14 protein-coding genes are annotated in these 16,715 nt (G+C 72.2%); 4 read left to right on the top strand and 10 right to left on the bottom strand.

Annotation, left to right across the window (positions count from 1 at the left end):
- Positions 1-14: 14 nt before the first annotated feature.
- Positions 15-1,157 (bottom strand): serine/threonine-protein kinase, encoded by a 1,143-nt coding sequence (locus tag DB32_RS07870; RefSeq protein WP_053231800.1) that lies wholly within the window; start codon positions 1,155-1,157, stop codon positions 15-17.
- A gap of 69 nt (positions 1,158-1,226) precedes the next feature.
- Positions 1,227-2,651 (bottom strand): serine/threonine-protein kinase, encoded by a 1,425-nt coding sequence (locus tag DB32_RS07865; protein WP_169791371.1) that lies wholly within the window; start codon positions 2,649-2,651, stop codon positions 1,227-1,229.
- Positions 2,652-2,783: 132 nt separating this feature from the next.
- Between DB32_RS07865 and DB32_RS07860 the strand changes: the two genes are divergently transcribed.
- Both DB32_RS07860 and DB32_RS07855 read left to right on the top strand, forming a co-directional pair.
- Complete coding sequence (locus DB32_RS07860) at positions 2,784-4,325, top strand: hypothetical protein (RefSeq protein ID WP_053231798.1); 1,542 nt, start codon at positions 2,784-2,786, stop codon at positions 4,323-4,325.
- The gene (locus DB32_RS07855) at positions 4,322-5,125 is read left to right on the top strand and encodes a tetratricopeptide repeat protein (RefSeq protein ID WP_053231797.1); all 804 of its coding nucleotides are present in this window, start codon (positions 4,322-4,324) and stop codon (positions 5,123-5,125) included. Before DB32_RS07860 ends, DB32_RS07855 begins: the two co-directional genes overlap by 4 nt.
- Positions 5,126-5,135: 10 nt before the next feature.
- On the opposite strand, the gene DB32_RS07850 is transcribed toward DB32_RS07855, so the two are convergent.
- The 5 genes from DB32_RS07850 to DB32_RS07830 form a co-directional block, all read right to left on the bottom strand.
- Entirely contained in the window at positions 5,136-6,218 is a 1,083-nt protein-coding gene (locus tag DB32_RS07850) for a BMP family ABC transporter substrate-binding protein (protein ID WP_083457230.1), read from the bottom strand.
- 42 nt (positions 6,219-6,260) lie between these two features.
- Positions 6,261-7,457 carry a penicillin-binding protein activator gene (locus DB32_RS07845; protein ID WP_053231795.1) on the bottom strand — a complete coding sequence of 399 codons (1,197 nt, stop codon included), beginning with the start codon at positions 7,455-7,457 and terminating at the stop codon, positions 6,261-6,263.
- A 54-nt stretch (positions 7,458-7,511) separates the two neighbouring features.
- The gene (locus tag DB32_RS07840) at positions 7,512-9,884 is read right to left on the bottom strand and encodes a TonB-dependent receptor plug domain-containing protein (RefSeq protein WP_157068831.1); all 2,373 of its coding nucleotides are present in this window, start codon (positions 9,882-9,884) and stop codon (positions 7,512-7,514) included.
- A 265-nt stretch (positions 9,885-10,149) separates the two neighbouring features.
- Positions 10,150-10,869 (bottom strand): RibD family protein, encoded by a 720-nt coding sequence (locus DB32_RS07835; RefSeq protein WP_275935461.1) that lies wholly within the window; start codon positions 10,867-10,869, stop codon positions 10,150-10,152.
- A complete protein-coding gene (locus tag DB32_RS07830) occupies positions 10,866-11,900 on the bottom strand; it encodes a zinc-binding dehydrogenase (RefSeq protein ID WP_053231793.1) in 1,035 nt (344 codons plus the stop codon). Before DB32_RS07830 ends, DB32_RS07835 begins: the two co-directional genes overlap by 4 nt.
- Before the next feature lie 279 nt (positions 11,901-12,179).
- Between DB32_RS07830 and DB32_RS07825 the strand changes: the two genes are divergently transcribed.
- Together DB32_RS07825 and DB32_RS07820 are read left to right on the top strand one after the other, a co-directional pair.
- Complete coding sequence (locus DB32_RS07825; RefSeq protein ID WP_053231792.1) at positions 12,180-13,811, top strand: sensor histidine kinase; 1,632 nt, start codon at positions 12,180-12,182, stop codon at positions 13,809-13,811.
- 69 nt (positions 13,812-13,880) lie between these two features.
- Complete coding sequence (locus DB32_RS07820; RefSeq protein WP_157068830.1) at positions 13,881-14,825, top strand: response regulator; 945 nt, start codon at positions 13,881-13,883, stop codon at positions 14,823-14,825.
- A gap of 98 nt (positions 14,826-14,923) precedes the next feature.
- On the opposite strand, the gene DB32_RS07815 is transcribed toward DB32_RS07820, so the two are convergent.
- The 3 genes from DB32_RS07815 to DB32_RS07805 form a co-directional block, all read right to left on the bottom strand.
- On the bottom strand, positions 14,924-15,349 hold the full coding sequence (locus tag DB32_RS07815) for a response regulator transcription factor (protein ID WP_157068829.1): 426 nt from the start codon (positions 15,347-15,349) through the stop codon (positions 14,924-14,926).
- 130 nt (positions 15,350-15,479) lie between these two features.
- Positions 15,480-15,749, bottom strand: a complete 270-nt coding sequence (locus tag DB32_RS07810; RefSeq protein WP_053231789.1) for an RNA recognition motif domain-containing protein — start codon at positions 15,747-15,749, stop codon at positions 15,480-15,482.
- Positions 15,750-15,947: 198 nt separating this feature from the next.
- Positions 15,948-16,574 (bottom strand): TetR/AcrR family transcriptional regulator, encoded by a 627-nt coding sequence (locus DB32_RS07805; protein WP_075097476.1) that lies wholly within the window; start codon positions 16,572-16,574, stop codon positions 15,948-15,950.
- Between the last annotated feature and the right edge of the window lie 141 nt (positions 16,575-16,715).

Below are 16,715 nucleotides of genomic sequence, written 5' to 3'. Positions count from 1 at the left end.
CGCGCTCCGCGACACTACGCGAAGAGATCCGCGAGCCACGCGCGCAGGCGCGCGAGCACCCCGCGACGCTCGTCGAAGCGCGGCGGACCCGAGACCTGCGTCTCGTCCTCGATCGGACCCCTGAGGCGCGTCGACTCCTCCGTCGCGCCCATGCGCGGCAGCGCCGTCACGTCGATCGTCCACGATCCGGCGCCCGCCGCAGCGGCCGCGAGCGCCTCGAGGCGTCGCAGATCGGCCCCGGCGCGTGCGCGCACCAGCGCGCCGAGCTCACCGGTCGTCGCCGGCCGCGTGACGCTCGCGCGCAGCGCCGACGCGAACGACTCCGCGTCCGCGAAGCGCTCCGCGGGCGCGCGGCGCAGCGCCCGCGCGACGACCTCCGCGAGGTCCGCGGGCACGTGCGGCGCTCGCTCGCGCACGTCGGGGATCGGTGCGATCGCGAGCGCTTGGTACGCATCGACGTAGCTCTTCGCGTGCACCAAGCGCCGGCCGGTCAGCATCTCCCAGACGACGATGCCCAGCGCGAACACGTCGGTGCGCGCGTCCACCGGCGCTCCCTCGATCTGCTCGGGCGCGAAGTAGCCGAGCTTGCCCTTCAGCTCGCCGGTGCGCGTCCGCGTGATCCGCGCGTACGCGTGCGCCACGCCGAAGTCGGCGACACGCGCGCATCCTTCGACGTCGACGAGCACGTTGGGCGGCGACATGTCGCGATGCACGATGCCGAGCGGCGCGCCGTCGGGCCCGGTCGCGCGGTGCGCGTCGTGGAGCCCGAGCGCGATCTGCGCGCCGATCTCGGCCGCGAACGGCGGAGGCAGCGCGCCGCCGTGCGCGAGCAGTCGCGAGAGCGACACGCCGACGACGAGCGGCATCACGAGATAAGGCCGGCCCTCGTCGTCCGCGCCGAGCGCGTACGTCTCGACGCAATGAGGGCTCGCCACCATCGACGCGATGCGCGCCTCGTCGAGGAACATCTCGACGAACTGGCGCTCGTCGACGACGTCGCGCCGCGGCTGCTTGATCGCGACGACGCGCGGCGTGGTGTCCCCGGCGGGCGCGCGCGCGGCGAAGACCTCCGCCATCCCACCGGCCGCGATGCGCCCGACGATCTCGTAGGGGCCGACTCGACTCGGGACCGGTGTGGAGAGCTCGCGCGCCGCCAACGGGGCGACGCTAGCACGGCGCCGCGCGCACGGCGCGAGCGTCGAGCAGCGCGTGTGCGTGGGTCGGCGTCAGGGGGCGCGCTCGGCCTCTTCGCGATCGAACGCGTCGAGGCCGAGCAGCGGCGTTCGCGGCGTCACGGGCGCTGGTTCCGGCGAGGCGGCGGGCGGCTCGCTCGGCGCTGCTTCGGGCTCGGGCTCGGTCGCGCGCTCGGCGGTGCGGGTGCCGCGTCTCGTGATCGTGCGTGGCACCGCCGGGAGCCCCGCGTCGCGGTGCGGCTCGGCGTCCGCGGCCGTCGTGTCGTCCTCGATCGCGCGCGGCGGCTCGGTGATCGGCGCGGCCGCGCGTTCCTCCGGGGGCGCCGCGCGCGTGCTCGCGGCGTCCTCCGGCGCGCGCTCCGAGAGCGCGCTCGCGGCCGTCCACGCCGCTGCGATCGCGAGCGCCGCCGAGAGCGCCGCGATGCGCACCGCACGCCCTCGTCGCTCCTGCCGCTCGCGCGACGCCGGCGACGGCACCGCGGGCTCCGCGAGCCGCTCCGCGATCGTTCGCTCCACCGCCGCGAGCCGCTCTCCCGCGAGGTCGCGCACGACCTCCGCGATGCGCGCAGGCCCCGCGAGCCCGCCGTGCTCCGCCGCCGCGCGCTCGAGACGATCCGCGAGCTCCGCCGCGCTCCCCAGCCGCGTCCCGCGCTCGCGCTCGAGCGCCGCCGTGACGATCTCGACGATCGCCTCCGGCAGATCGGGTCGTGCGTCGCGCAGGCTCGGGATCGGCCGTCGCAGCATCTGGTCGACGATCGCGAGCGGATTGTCCGCCTCGAAGAGACGACGCCCCGCGAGCGTCTCCCACGCCACCACGCCGAGCGCGAACACGTCGCTCGCCGGCTCCGCGGGCTCGCCGCGCAGCTGCTCCGGCGCGGCGTACGCGACCTTCCCCTTGAGCTCGCCGCTCTCGGTCTGCGTCGCGCGTGCCGCCGCGCGCGCCACGCCGAAGTCCGACAGCCGCGCGCGCCCGTCGATCCCGACGAGCACGTTGTGCGGCGACACGTCGCGGTGCACGAGCCGCAGCGGCGCGCCGGTCAGGCTGCGCGCCGCGTGCGCGTCCGCGAGGCCGCGCGCCGCCTGGACGAGGATCGCGAGCGCGACGTCGAGATCCATCGGCCGGCGTCGCTCCGCCTGCGCGTCGAGGAGCTGGCGCAGCGACGCGCCGAGCACGAGCTCGAGCACCTGGAACAGGATCCCGCGCTCCGGCACGCGACCGAGGTCGAGCGTCGCGACGACGTGCGAGCTCTGGACCTGCGCCGCCACGCGCGCCTCGTCCACGAACATCCGCACGAACTTCTCGTCGCTCGCGAGGTGCGGGAGCATCACCTTCAGCGCGACGAGCTTCTGGAACGACTCCTCGCCGAGGATGCGCGCCGCGTGCACGGTCGCCATGCCCCCGCTCCCGATCGGGCAGAGCACCTCGTAACGCGCGAGCACCTCCCCACGAGCGAGCACCGGGCACGACCTCCTGATGGCCCTTCGCGTCCCGCCGTCCATCCGGCGGGCGCGCGGCGATGCTACCTCGCGAGCCCGCCGCCGCGTCAAACCGAGGTTTCCGAACCGCGGCTCCTCATCTAGCATCGACCCGTGGGCATCCTCGCGCGTGTGGTCGTGTGCGCCCTCGCGTGCGCCGCGCTCGGCGGATGTGAGAGCGAGCCATCGCGCACCGAGCTCGTCGTGATCGTCGACTCCGACATGTCGGCGCTGGACCACGTCGAGATCGACGTCGACGTGGCGGGACAGAGCGTGGTCCGCGAGACCGTCGAGCTCGGCGCGTCGCCGCTGCCGATCACGTTCGGGCTCGTGTCGAGCTCGGGCCGCGATCGGATCGTGCGCGTGGAGGTGACCGGGCTCGACGGAGGCTCGCCGCGCGTGCACGCCGTGCGGCGCACCCGCTTCGTGTCGGGCGAGAGCCGCATCCTCTCGATCGTGCTCGAGGAAGCGTGCGCCGACCGCGTGCCCTGCGAGGGGAACCTGACGTGCCGCGCAGGCCAGTGCGCCGACGACTTCGTCGATCCCGACGAGCTCCCTCGCTACACCGGCGCGCTCCCCGATGCCGGCATCACGCGCGACGACGCCGGCCCGCCCGACGCAGGCCCGTCCGACGCCGGCTGCGTCGACGACCCGGGCAACGTCGGCAGGCCGGACGGCTGCGTGCTCGACCGATGGCCGGCCCGCCCGGTCTGCCGCGGCGACACCGGCGACGACGGGGTCGTGCGCTACGTCGCGCTGCTCGATCCGCTGCTCGACCAAGGCCCCGACGCGTGGCGCACGCTCGGCCACGATCTCGACGGTCTCTGCACCGATCCGCTGATGACCGACACGGTCGAGTGCCGCACCACGACCGGCCCGGTGCTCGACGGGCTCGGCGGCATCGACAACGCGACCTCGCGCGTGCTCGCGGGCACGCGGATCCTGTGGCCGACGTGGCTCGCCGACGCGCAGGCGTTCGCGCGCGAGCGGATGCGCCAGGGCGAGGTCGTGCCGATCATGCGCATCCGCGGCTGGAGCGGCGAGCCCGACGACGCGCGCGTGGAGGTGTGGGTCGCGGGCAGCGTCGACGTCCTCCACGCCGACACGCCGGCGCCCGACGGCGGCGTCCTCGAGGAAGATCCGTCGCGCCCCGATCCCGCGTGGGACGGAACCGATCGCGCGTACGTCGCGGACGGCTACTTCTCGGTGTCCGACATCGGCATGCCGCTCATCGGCGACGACGACGCGTACGTCGCCGGCGGCACGCTCGTCGCGCGCATCCCGGACCGCGCGCCCTTCGACGTCGCGGCGCGCAGCGCGGGCGGCGTGGCGCGCATGGTGCTGACCGACGCGCGCTTCGTCGGCGCGCTCGCCGCGGACGGGACGCGCTTCGATCACGCGATGGTCGTCGGTCGGTGGGGACGCAACGATCTCCTCGGCTACCTCGAGGACGTCGGGATCTGCTCGAGCGATCCGGACTTCGCGCCGCTGCGCGTCGCGATCGAGCAGGCGCTCGATCTGCGCAGCGATCCGTCGAGCACCGGGCCCGACCTCGCGTGCGACGCGACCAGCATCGCGCTGCCGTTCGACACCACCGTGCCGGTGCACTTCGGCGGGCTCGTACGCGGCGAGTTCGCGCCGACGGGTTGTCCGTGACGGCGATGACCCGCGTGCTCGCGCTCGCGATCGCGCTGAGCGTCGCGCTCGGCGCCACGGATGCACGCGCGCAGTCGGGCTCGGGCGCGTCGCTGACCGGCGCCGCGCGCGACCTCTTCCGCGAGGGCGTGCAGGCCGCGGAGGCGGGGCGCTGGGAGGACGCGCGCGCCGCGTTCGAGCGCAGCTACGAGCTCGCCCCGCGCGACGCGACGCTGCTCAACCTCGCCGTCGCGCTCGGGCAGACGGGGCGCCTCGTCGCGGCGATCGAGGCGTACCGTCGCTTCCTCGCGCGCGCCGACGACGCCGCGCGTGCCCAGGGCGGCGCGCACGCGCGAGACGCGGTCGCGGCGCTCGAGGCGCGCATCGCGCACGTCTCGCTGACCGTGCGCGGCCTCGAGGAGGGCGACGTCGTCGCGCTCGACGAGGTGCCGATCGCGCATGCCGCGATGGGGCTCGACCTCCCGGTCGATCCCGGCGCGCACGTCGTCACGATCACGCGCGACGGGCGCGAGTGCGCACGCCGCGCGCTCGAGCTGTCGGAGAGCGCGCGGCGCGACCTCGAGGTCGTGGCGACGTGCCCGCCGCCGCCGGTCGAGCCCGACCTCTCGCTCCCGCCGACACCCGCGGAGCCCGAGGACCGAGGCGAGGATCCCGCGCCGTGGATCGCGCTCGGCGTCGGCGCGGGCGTCGCGGTGATCGCCGGGATCGTGATCGCGGCCGTCGTGCTCACGTCGCAAGCGCCCGCGGATCCCGGGCCGTTCATGGGCAACCTCGGCCCGGGATCGTTCCCGGCGCCGTGACGCCGCGCCCTCAGGGCGCGACGGTGGCGCAGAACGCCATGTCGTTCGCCTCGCCGAGCTCGGGCACCGTCGCGCACGGGTCGAGGGTGCCCGCCTCGAGCTGCAGTCGGATGTCCTCCAGCATCATCGCGTTCTCGGCCGACACCAGGTGCGCGAGATCGTGGAACGGCGCGAGCGCGGAGCCGCCCGCGTAGTTGCCCGCCGGAAGCGCGCCGCGCTCGGCGTCCGCGATGAGATCCGCCACCGCGCTGACGATGCTCTTGGTCGAGCTCGACAGGATGCACTCACGAACTTCGGGCAGCGTCTGGTACTGATCGAAGTCGACGCCGATCACCCTCGCGTCGCGCTCGCACGCCGCGATCAGCGCGCCGGTTCCGGTGCCGCCGGCCGCTGCGAAGACGACGTCGGCTTGCATGTCGACCATCTGCTCCGCCGACGCCGCGCCCCAGGTCGGGTCGCTGAAGCACGTCGCGATGTCGTCCTCGTGGAACTCCGCGAGCACCGTGACGTCGGGGTTCACGTGACGCGCTCCGTTCCAGTACCCGATCGCGAAGCGCGGGATCGCCGAGATGGACGGGCAGCCGAGCACGACGCCGACCACGTCGGTCTCGGTCGTCATGCCGGCGAGCGCGCCCGCGAGGAACCCGCCGATGTCCTCGCGGAACACGATGCCGACGACGTTCGGAATGGTCGTCTCCTGGAACTGGTCGGTTCCGATGAAGCTGACGTCGGGATGCCGCAGCGCGGCGGCGCGCGTTCCTTCGCCCATCGTGGACGACTTGGTCACGATGATGTCGAAGCCCTCGGCGACGAGCTCGTCGATGCGGGCGCCCCACACCGCCGCGTCGGTCGAATTCGTCAGCTCCGCGCGCACGCACTCGTCGGGCAGCTCGAGCGCCGCGGCCCCTTGCAGCACGCCATTCCAGCCCGACGCGACGTAGCTCTGATCGTCGAGGTCGCCCGTGTCGACCACGTACGCGATCCGCGCGCGACAGGGATCCTCGGCCTCGGCCTCGCACGACGCGAGCAACACGACACATGCGAAGACGGACAGACGCCCGATCAAGGAACTCGACAGGATCCGCAACTGCATGTCTCCCCCTCCTCGTGTGGTTTGGCGCCGCCCCGAGCGGTCTCAGCCGCCGATGAAGTGGCAGAGGCTGCGGAAGACCGCGGGCTCGCGGTGGATGCGATCCTCTTCGATCGTCCAGAAGCCCAGGAACGGCATCGCGAGCTCGTGCTCGTCGGTCAGATCGACGCTGCTCGACGCGCCGCAGTAGTCGATCTCCGCGCCCTCGCGCACTGCCGCGAACGCCGCCTCGACCTCGTACCAAGCGAAGAGCTGGCCGGTGGGACGCGAGGTGTCGCGCAGCACGTCGGAGATCGATCCACCCGACTGCTCGACGCGCTCCGCGGCGAGCGCCCAGAGGATGAGCGCATCGTAGTAGAAGTGCGTGATCTGCAGCGGCCGCTCGTCGCTCCAGCGCGCTCGGAACGCGGCGCGGAACGCGGCCGCTTCGTCGCCCACCTCGGGCGACACGCCGACCGCGCCGTCGAGCAGCCCCGGCGAGATGTTCGCGACGAACGCGTCGTCGTTGAGCGTCGGCGCGAAGTACCAGCTCACGGTCGCGCCCAGCGCCGCCGCGTCCATCACGATGCGCGCGCCGGAGCGCGGATAGGCGACCAGCACGAGGGCGTCGGGCTCATCGTCGAGCGCGCGCTCGAGCACGCTGCGATCCTCGATCGCCGGGTCGAATCGCTCGTGGGAGATGATGCTCCCGCCGAGGCGGGTCAGCTCGGCGCGAACACCCTCGGCGAACGAGTCGCCATACGTCCCCTGCGCCGAGATGATCGATGCGCGCTGCCGTCGATCGCGGAACATGCGCTGCGCGAGCGCGCGGCCCTCGGCCGCTGCGGTGGGGCCGAGATGGAAGCGCAGCGCCTCGTGGGCCGAGTCCGACGACGCCGCCTCGCTGATGGTGAGCAGCGGGATCCCGCGCGCGGCGACGAGCGGCTCGAGCGCGTCGGCGAGATCGCCCTCCTCCGGCCCGATGATCACCTCGACACCGGCATCGAGCAGCGCCTGCGCGGCCGCCATGCCGCGCACCGGGTCGGAGTGGGTGTCGCGCGACACCAAGGTGAGCGGCCGCCCACCGACGCCGCCCGCCTCTTCGTTCACCGTCTCGATCGCGATCAAGAGGCCACGCTCGATGTTCTCGCCCACCGACGCGAGATCGCCGGTGAACGGCAGCAGAGCGCCGACGCGAATCGTGTCCGCCGGCTCGGGCGCGGGCCGCGACACGCAGCTCGCGAGCACGATCGACGACGCCACCAGGGCCAGAGAGCGGTCGAGTGCAGCCATGATTCGCTCCGTCTCCGAACGAATTCAGAACGTCTGTCGCCACTGCACCGAGAACGTCCGCGGTGCCGACGGGAGATCGATGCCCGAGAAGCCCGGCTGCGCTGTGTCGGTGCCCAGGATGTTCCGCGCGGTGAACGTGATCGTGGTGAGCCCGCCCGGGATCAGCTCGGCGTCGAAGACCGACGCCGTCGCATCCCAGTACCAAGCGTCGGGCAGGTGATACACGGCGCCTGCCTCGAGCACGTTGGTGTCGCTGGCGCGCCGCGACGACACATATCGAATCTGCGTTCCGAAGCGCAGCGGGAGCCCGGGGATCGTGTAGTGCGCGCCTGCGCGGAAGAGCCCGGGCGGATACGCCTCGAGGTCGGTGCCCAGCAGGTCGGCGCGATAGCCCGACACGTCCAAACCGCGCTCACCGAGCACCAGCGAGAACGACGCATAGAGGCGCAGCTGCTCGTCCCAATCGACCCTCGCCAGCGTGTCCCACGACCACACGCCGACCTCGGAGATGTTCCGAGCGACCAAGTTCGCGCCCATGCGCGTGAACTCGGCCTTGTTGATCAGATAGCTGTACGAGAGCTCGGTCTGGAGCGTCATCCACTCCCACGGTCGATAGACCACCTGGCCCTCGAACGTGTGGATCTGCTGCGGGCGCAGCTCGGGATTGCCCAGGATGTCGCCGGCGACCAGCGGCACGCCGTAGAGCAAGAGCGGCGTGGGCGCGCGGAACGCGCTGCCGTACATCACCTTCGCGCTCAGATCCTCGACGATCTCGACCGCGACCGCCGCGCGCCCGTTGATCTGTGATCCGTAGATGTTGTGCAGGTCGTAGCGAATGCCGCCGTGGATGTGCAGTCGTTCGATCGGAGTCGCGCTCGCGAGCAGATAGGCACCCAGATTGAGGAACGTGCGGCGCCCCTGTCGCGTCGACGTCGACTCGCGGATGTTGCCCGGCGCCATTCCATCGCTGGCGCCGTAGAGCACGTGCAGCACCGAGGGCAACTGCTCGTCGTCGAGCAATCCGTCCACGCCCAGCGTGAAGCGCAGGACGTCCAGCGGCGACCAGCGCGCCGTCGCGCCCAGCTCACCACCGGCGAAGTCGTTCTGTCTCCGGATCGAGTAGATGTCGCTCCCGACGTCGATGTGATCGCGGTCCGTCGGCGCACCTCCGAACACACGCGCGAACGCATCGATCGAGAGGTGCGGATCGGGCGTGCCCGAATAGGCGAGATCGACGTATCCCTGCCAGAGCGAGACTCGATTTCCGCGCGTTCGGCCGACGAGATCGGTGCCTCGAGCGAGCTGCGCCCAGTCTGCGAACTCCGCTCCACGATCGAGAATCGACGCATATCCCGTCAGCGAGATCGAGTGCTCCGGAGCGAGGCGGAGCGACACTCGCGCCAAGCCGACCGCCGAATTCAGATCCAGATCACGCGCGCGCTCCCAGCCCTCACCCGTCATGCGGTACGGCGCGACACGCTCCGCCGGCGAGCTGGCCGGCAGCGAGATGCCCGACCGGTCTCCGCGGAAGAGGCGCCACGACACGAAGAACGCGAGATCGTCGATGCGCGTGCCGACGGCGAAGTCGAGCTCTCCACCGGGCCCACCGGCCCAGCCGAGGCCTTGGGTGAAGTCCGCGCCGTCGATTCGCCCGGGATCGCGAGTGACGATGTTGACGACGCCGAGGAACGCGTCGGCGCCATACACCGTCGAGACGGGCCCTCTCACGATCTCGATGCGCTCGATGATCGAGAGCGGCACGAGCTCCGCGCCCAGCCAGTGCCCCGACGTCGCGCGATAGGACACCGCGCGTCCGTCGATCGTCAGCTGCACCAAGCCGCTCTCGGCGCGGAGACCGCCGGAGATCCCGCGCACTGCGACGTTCGGCGTGATGTGGTCGTCGACGACGTAGAAGCCGTGCACGTGCTCGAGCACTTCGGCGACCGTCGAATAGCCCCAGCGCAGCATCTCGTCGCGCGTGATGACGGTGACGTTCGCCGGCGCGTCGTCGACCGACTCGATGGTGCGCGAAACGGCAGTGACGTAGCGCCCGGAGAGGAGCGCCTCGAGATCGAGGCTCTCGATCGCCTCGACGTCGTCTCCCTCGGCGTCGGTCGCAGTCTCGCTCTCGATCGGCGGAGCGTCGGCCGTCTCGGTCGGCGGAACCGGCGGATCACCCGTGGGGGCGATGGTGGGCTCGCTTCCGATCGCCGATTCTTCTCCAGTCTCCGGCTCGCGCGGCGCATCGCTCTCGCCCGGCTGCTCTGCAGGCGGAGACAGCTCGGCAGGCGGAGACGGCTGGGACGGCGGAGACAGCTCGGCAGGCGGCGCGTCCTGCGCCGACACCGGCGCGACCCGCACACCGAGCGCGAGCGCGAGCACCAGCGCCGCACGCACGATGCGCGCGCGCAGCGGCGCGCGAGCACGCGTCTCGGCTCCTGCCGATCCGTACGAAACCAAGGAACCCCCTCACGTTCCTTGTACCGCTGAGCGCGGACGCATCTCAAGCGGAAAGTTTTAGAATTAGCGGCAATCAGCGGCAGAGTGGGGGAGCTCCATTGTTCGGCTCACGTCGCGCGCAGCCTGAGCCGAGCGGAGCGCTGCTCGCACAGAGCACCACCTGTCGAGCGCGGGATACGAGCGCGCCAATCGACTCGAGCGCTCAGCGCCTGCGTCGGTATCGAATCCAGACGAGGTCGCTCGGGAGCCGCTCGACGGACACGAGCTCGAAGTGCCGCGGCGTGCTCGCGCGCGAGCGTCGTGACGAGCTCCGATCGAAGAGCGTGGGAGTCCCCACGCTGCCATCGACCACGGGCGCGACGATCACACTGAGCTCGTCGACGAGATCCTCGTCGAGGAACGACCCGTTGATCTTCCCGCCGCCCTCGAGGAGCAGCGTCTCGATCCCGAACGACGCCCTGAGCCGAGCGAGCGCTCGACCGAGGTCGATCTCCGTGCGCCCACCGAAGACGTACGAGACACCCTTGCTGCGCAGGAACGCGAGATAGGCATCCTCCACGCCCTCGGTCAGGACGGTGATGACGTGCTCGCCGTCGATGTCGCTCGACGTCCAGCGCAGCTTGCCGCCGGGATCGACGACGATCGCGTAGGAGCTCGCGTCGCGCCGCGCGACGAAGTCGGTGCGCGGGATGCGCTCGGCCGGCGCGCGACGCGGGATCGTCGCCTTGCCCGCGTAGGGCTCCATCGAGATGCGACCGATCATCCAGGCATCGGCGCCGAACGTCGCGGCCGTGCGCTCGTACTCGGAGACGAACGTCGGGGGCAGGTCCCAGCGGTCGGTGACGATCCGTCCGTCGACCGACGGGACCATGTGACAGATGACGCGAGGTCGGTCGCTCGTGGTCCTCGGCTTCGCGCTCACGGCGTGACCATCACCTTGATCGACTCGCGCGCGTTCATCGCGCGATAACCGTCGGGCACTCCGTCGAGGCCGACGCTGCGATCGAAGACGCGCCCCGGATCGATGCGACCGTCGAGGATCTCGGGCAGCAGCTCGTCGATGTACGCGCGCACCGGCGCGGGCCCGCCGCCGACGATCACGTTCTTGAAGAACGTCCGTGCCGCGCCGGGCACCGCGTCGTAGTGCGGGACACCGACGCGCCCGACCGCGCCGCCCGGGCGCGCGATCTCGATCGACGTGAGCGTCGCGTCGCGCGTGCCGACGCACTCGAGCACCGCGTGCGCGCCGCGGCCGCCCGTGAGCGCGCGTACACGCTCCACGGCCTCCTGACCACGCTCGCTGACGACGTCGGTCGCGCCGAGCTCGCGCGCGAGCGCGATGCGATCGGGGCGACGACCGAGGATGATGATCTGCTCCGCGCCGAGACGCTTCGCCGCGATCACGCCGCACAGGCCGACCGCGCCATCACCGACGACCGCGACGCGCTGCCCGGGCGCCACGCGCGCGACGACCGCGGCGTGATGGCCGGTGCCCATCACGTCCGAGAGCGTGAGCAGCGACGGCATGCGCGCGTCCGCTTCGGTGACGTCGAGCGGGTACAGCGTTCCATCGGCGAGCGGGATGCGCAGCGCTTCGGCCTGCGCGCCGTTCAGACCCCCGTTGCCGAGGAACCCGCCGTGCACGCACGCGGTGGGGAGCCCCTCGCTGCAGAACTCGCAGGTGCCGTCGGAGAACGCGAACGGCATCACGACGACCTGCCCACGCTTCACGCGCCGCACGTCGCGGCCGACGGCTTCGACGACGCCGATCGCTTCGTGGCCCATGCTCTGCCCCGTCGTGCTGCGCGGCATGTCGTTGTACGGCCAGAGATCGCTGCCGCAGATGCAGGCGCGCACCACGCGCAGGATCGCGTCCGTGGGCTCGACGATCGACGGGTCGGGGACGTTCTCGACGCGGACGTCGCCCGCGCCGTACATGATCGTGGCTCTCATCTGTTTCCTCTCACTCGGGCGCTCGCTCGCGCCACCATCGCGTTCGGCGCTCGAACGCGTGCTGGGTGCGGACGATCCTGGCTCCGTTCGCCGCGAGACATCAGAGGCCTGCGCATGCACGAGCCGTGAAGCGCCGCTGGACAATCGTCCTACCCGCGTCGCGCTCTCGCACCACGGCGCTCCGGCGCTCGCGAGCGCCGATGCGAGGCCGTGAGCACCGCCTCTGCTCGGTACGTGCGGCGCACGGCCGCGGAACGGTGAGTGCTAGACACGGCGCGGGTGGATCCGACCGAACACACGCCGGCGTCGCACGCCGATGTGAGCGTCGCGCGCTGGATCGAGCGTGTCGGCGAGCGCGCCGCCGGCGCGATGCTGCGAACGTCGGAGGGACGAAACGTCGCGCCCGGGCTGCTCGAGGCGATCCTCGCGAGGGACGAAGCTCGGGCTCACGCGCTGCTCGGGGAACACTTGGGCGCGCGCATGCGCGGCGGTCACGAGCTCTCGGACATCCTCCAGGAGCTCACCGCCATCTCCCGCGCCGTGTCGGACGCGTGGTCGGACCTCGAGCCCGCGCGACGCCCTCCGCGGTCGGAGCTCGACCGCGCGCTGGCCGGGCTCCAGCGCTGCGTGGTGTGGGTCATCGGCACGTTCACGAAGCACATGCGAGACGACGAGCAGCGTGGCAAACGCGCGATCCACCGCCTCGAGGCCGAGCAGCGCGACGCGATCGAGCGAGGGCTCGCGAGCGACGTGCTCGCAGCACGGATGCTCGCCGTGGTGCTCGACGTGATGGAGTGCGACGCCGGCGCGCTCCTTCTCTACGACGCGTCCAGCGCGCAGCTCGTCGAGGTCGCAGCGTCGGGGCTCCCGCGCGACGCGATCGAGCGCGAGGTCGTCGACGTGGGCTCGCAGACGTTCCCGGCGACGGTGGCGCGGTCGGACGCGCCGGTCACCGAGGTCGGAGACGTCGCGACGACCGAGCTCGACGTCAGCCCGGCCCTTCGCGCGAGCGGCATCCGCGCGATGCTCGGTGTGCGCATGCCCGCGCGCACCAAGCTGTTCGGCGTGCTGTACGTCGCGATGAGGCGACCGCACGTGTTCGGCAGTCGGGAGGTCCGACGTCTCGAGCTGCTCGGCGAGCGAGTGCTCGTCCACCTCGAGATCGCCTATCTCAACGCTGCGCTGCGCGCATCGCTCGACGAAGTGCTCGCGGAGCGCAAGGCACGCGAGCAGTTCGTGTCGTTCCTGGTGCACGACCTCCGGACGCCGCTCTCGAACGCGAAGGTCAGCGCACAGCTGCTCGCGAGGTTGCCCGACGGCGACCCCCGGCGTGCCGATCTCACCAGCCGCATCGTGCGCGGCGTCGATCGCGCCGACGCGATGCTGCGAGACCTGCTCGACGTGAGCCGCATCCGCGCAGGCGGGACGTTGCCGCTCTCGCGCGCGCCCGCCGACCTCTTCGACGTGGTCCACGCCGTCGTCGCCGAGCTGCCCACCGGCAGCGCGCGCCGGATCGCGCTCGACGTCGATCACGCGCGTGGCACGTGGGACGCTCACGAGCTCGAGCGCGCCCTCGGGAACGTCGTGTCGAACGCGCTGAAGTACGGCGACGAGACCGCGCCCATCACGATCCGCGCGAAAGGCGACGCGGAGGTCGCGCGGCTCTCGGTCCACAACGCCGGCAGTCCTCTCGAGCCCGCGCAGCTGGAGCGCATCTTCGAGCCCTTCGTGCAGCAGAGCGAGGGGCGCGGCTGGGGCCTCGGGCTCGCGCTCGTGCGCGCTTGCGCGGAGGCGCACGGCGGTCGCGCGCTCGTCCAGAGCGACGCCGAGCACGGCACGGTGTTCACGATCGAGCTCCCGACGACCGCTCCCACCGCCCCCGACGACCGAGGCGCGCAACCCACCGCGTGATCCCCGAAGATCGTACCGCGCGTGTCGATTCCGGGCCTCGACGGTGGCAACGCACACCACGGGGACGAAGTGAGACGTGTGGTTTCCGCGCCCTCCTCCGGCTTCGTGATGCTCGTCGACGACGATCCGACGCGCCAAGGCGCCGTCTCCGACGCGCTGCGCGCGGCCGGGCACCACGTGCTCGCGTTCCGCGACGCCGCGGAAGCGCGCGCCGGGCTGCGCGACGTGAAGATCGACGTGGTCGTCGCGACCGCGGCCAACGCGAGCACGCTCGACGAGGCGCGCCACGACGCCACGCGGCACGCGTCCTGGGTGCTCCGCGGAAGGCCCGAGGCTCGCCTCGCTCCGAAGTTCGTCGCGAGCCTGGCGCTCGACGCATCGCCGCGCGTCGTCGCGGAGACGGTCGCGGCAGCGCTGGCCATGCGTCGGCCGAGGCCCGCTGGCGCGCCCAGCGCCGTCGCCGCGACCAAGGTTGCGCGCCCCGAGCCGGTGCGCTCCGTCGCGGCGCCGCTCCCCTCGCCCGCGCGCATCCCCACGCCCGTCCCGCCGAAGGCCGCTCCTCCGCCCGAGCGTGCGCCCACCGAGCCGGTCGCGGTGCCCGCGCCCGTCACCGCGCCGCCGCTCGCTGCGCCACGCCGCGTCGGCGTCGTCGCGCGCGACGCCACGATGGTACGCCGACTCTGCGAGACGCTCGACGCCGCGGGCCTGAGCGCCAGGGGGTTCACGGCCGCCCGCACTGCACGCGACGTCGCGATGACGGCCGGCTTCGACGCGCTGGTCCTCGAGGAGCACCTCGACGGCATGGACGCGGCCACCGTCGCAGCGCGCCTCGCGGTCGATCTCGGCGAGGACGCACCGCGCATCGTCGTCCTCGCAGGCGCCGACAGCGTCGTGACCGAGAGCGCGGTGCACACGATCGTTCGCTCGCCCACGACGCGCGAAGCGATCCTGCGCGCGGTGGTCGGCACGATGGACGCACGGGAGCGGGAGCGCGCCCAGCCCGCGCCCGGATGATCTCCGGCGCTGCACCCCAGCGCGACCCCGAGCCCCCACCGACGACGTCTACTGCCGCGCCGAGAGCGCGACACGCGCGCGGCTCGGTGGCGCGACGCTCACACGGACTCGACGGCGGCGCGCCGCGCGCGGACCACGTCTCCCAGCGTCGCGAGCAGCGCATCGTCGACGAGCGGCTCGATCAGCGTCTCGTCGAACACCGACAGGCTCGCCTCCGCGTCCGCACCTCGGAGCCGCACGAAGAACGGACGGTCGGCGCCGAGCTTCTCGCGCAGCGCCTCGCACAGCTCCGCGCCGCTCGGACGATCGAGCCCGTCCGCGAACACCACGATGTCGCACCGCGCACCGGGCAGGAGCTGCATCGCGTTCCCGGACGAGCCGAGCAGCAGCACGCGCGCGCCGCACTCCTGCAGCAGCTCGCTCAGACGGCGCACCCGCCACACGTCGGTGTCGACGATCGCGATGATCACGGCCGGCTTCAGCTCGAGCGAGCGCTCGCGGGGCGGAGTCTTGGTCTTGCTCATCGGCAGGGTCCCTTTCCCGTCGGACGCCGCGCGGCGCGGCGGTGACGGCGTCCGTGCGTACGGCGCGAGGCCGCGTCGCAGGGACGCCGGTCGATGCGCGCTCACCGCGTCGCGGCGAGCGCTCGCGCGATCACCAGCCGCTGCGGCGGGGCGGACGCTCCTGCGCGACGTTCACGCGCAGGTTGCGCCCGTCGAGCGCGGCTCCGTCGAGCTCGGAGATCGCGCGCGCCGCGTCCTGAGCGCTCGCCATCGTGACGAACGCGAAGCCGCGCACGCGCCCGGTCTCGCGATCGGTGGGGACGTCGACCCGATCGACCTCGCCGAAGGCGCGGAAGGTCGCGCGCAGCGTGTCCTCGGTGGTGTGGAACGAGAGATTGCCTACGTACAGACGATTGCTCAAAACGACTCGGAATCCGGCTCTCGGTAGTTGAACGCGCGCAGCCGCCGAGAGAGCCTCGAGCCCGGGGAAACGCTGCGACATGCCCGCATCGGCGGTGTCGTCGCAGCACGTGAATCCGTCCGAGCGAAGCGGGGACCGAAGAACGTGCTCGTCCACGGTGGACCGGTCACGACCGCGACGCAAGCGCGCATTTCGCGATCACGCGCGGCCCGAGCCGAGCTTCGGCTGCTTCGGGAGATGGCGCAGGCCCATCCACGCGAGCGCGCTCATGTGCTTCGCGACCTCTTCGATGCGCGGAGAGCGCGCGTCGGTCCACCACTTGCCGACGAACGTCACCATCCCGACCAGCGCGTGCGCGTAGATGGGGGCGGCCTTGGTGTCGTAGCCCGCCTCGCGCAGCGCCTCGACGAACACGTGGCCGACGCGCTCCGCGAGATCGTTCAGCAGGCTCGACATGCGCCCGTGCGTCGAGGTCACCGGCGAGTCCTGCGAGAGCACGGCGAAGCCGTCCGGGTGATCGCGCACGTACGTGAGGAACGCGAGCGACGCGTGCTCCACGCGCTCGCGCGGCGTGCCCGATCCGATCGCCTCGGCGATGCGGCGCACCACGTAGTCCATCTCGCGATCGACGACGACCGCGTAGAGCCCTTCCTTGCCGCCGAAGTGCTCGTACACGATCGGCTTCGAGACCTTCGCGCGCGTCGCGATCTCTTCGACCGACGCAGCCTCGTAGCCGCGCTTCGCGAACACCGCGCGCCCGACGTCGACGAGCTGCGCCCTGCGCTCGAGCGCCGGGAGCCTCCGCGTCGTCTTCCGAGCCGCCATCGCGCTCCACGATACTACGCAGACGTAGGTTTCACCATCGTTTCGTCGCGACGACGATCGAGCGCTCGTTCGCCCGATACGGAACGATGACGAGACCATGACTTGAGCCCGATGTTACGCGAGCGTAGGTATCTTTGCGGA

Source organism: Sandaracinus amylolyticus (assembly GCF_000737325.1).
GTDB lineage: Bacteria > Myxococcota_A > Polyangia > Polyangiales > Sandaracinaceae > Sandaracinus > Sandaracinus amylolyticus.
This window is presented reverse-complemented; position numbering and strand designations above follow the sequence as displayed.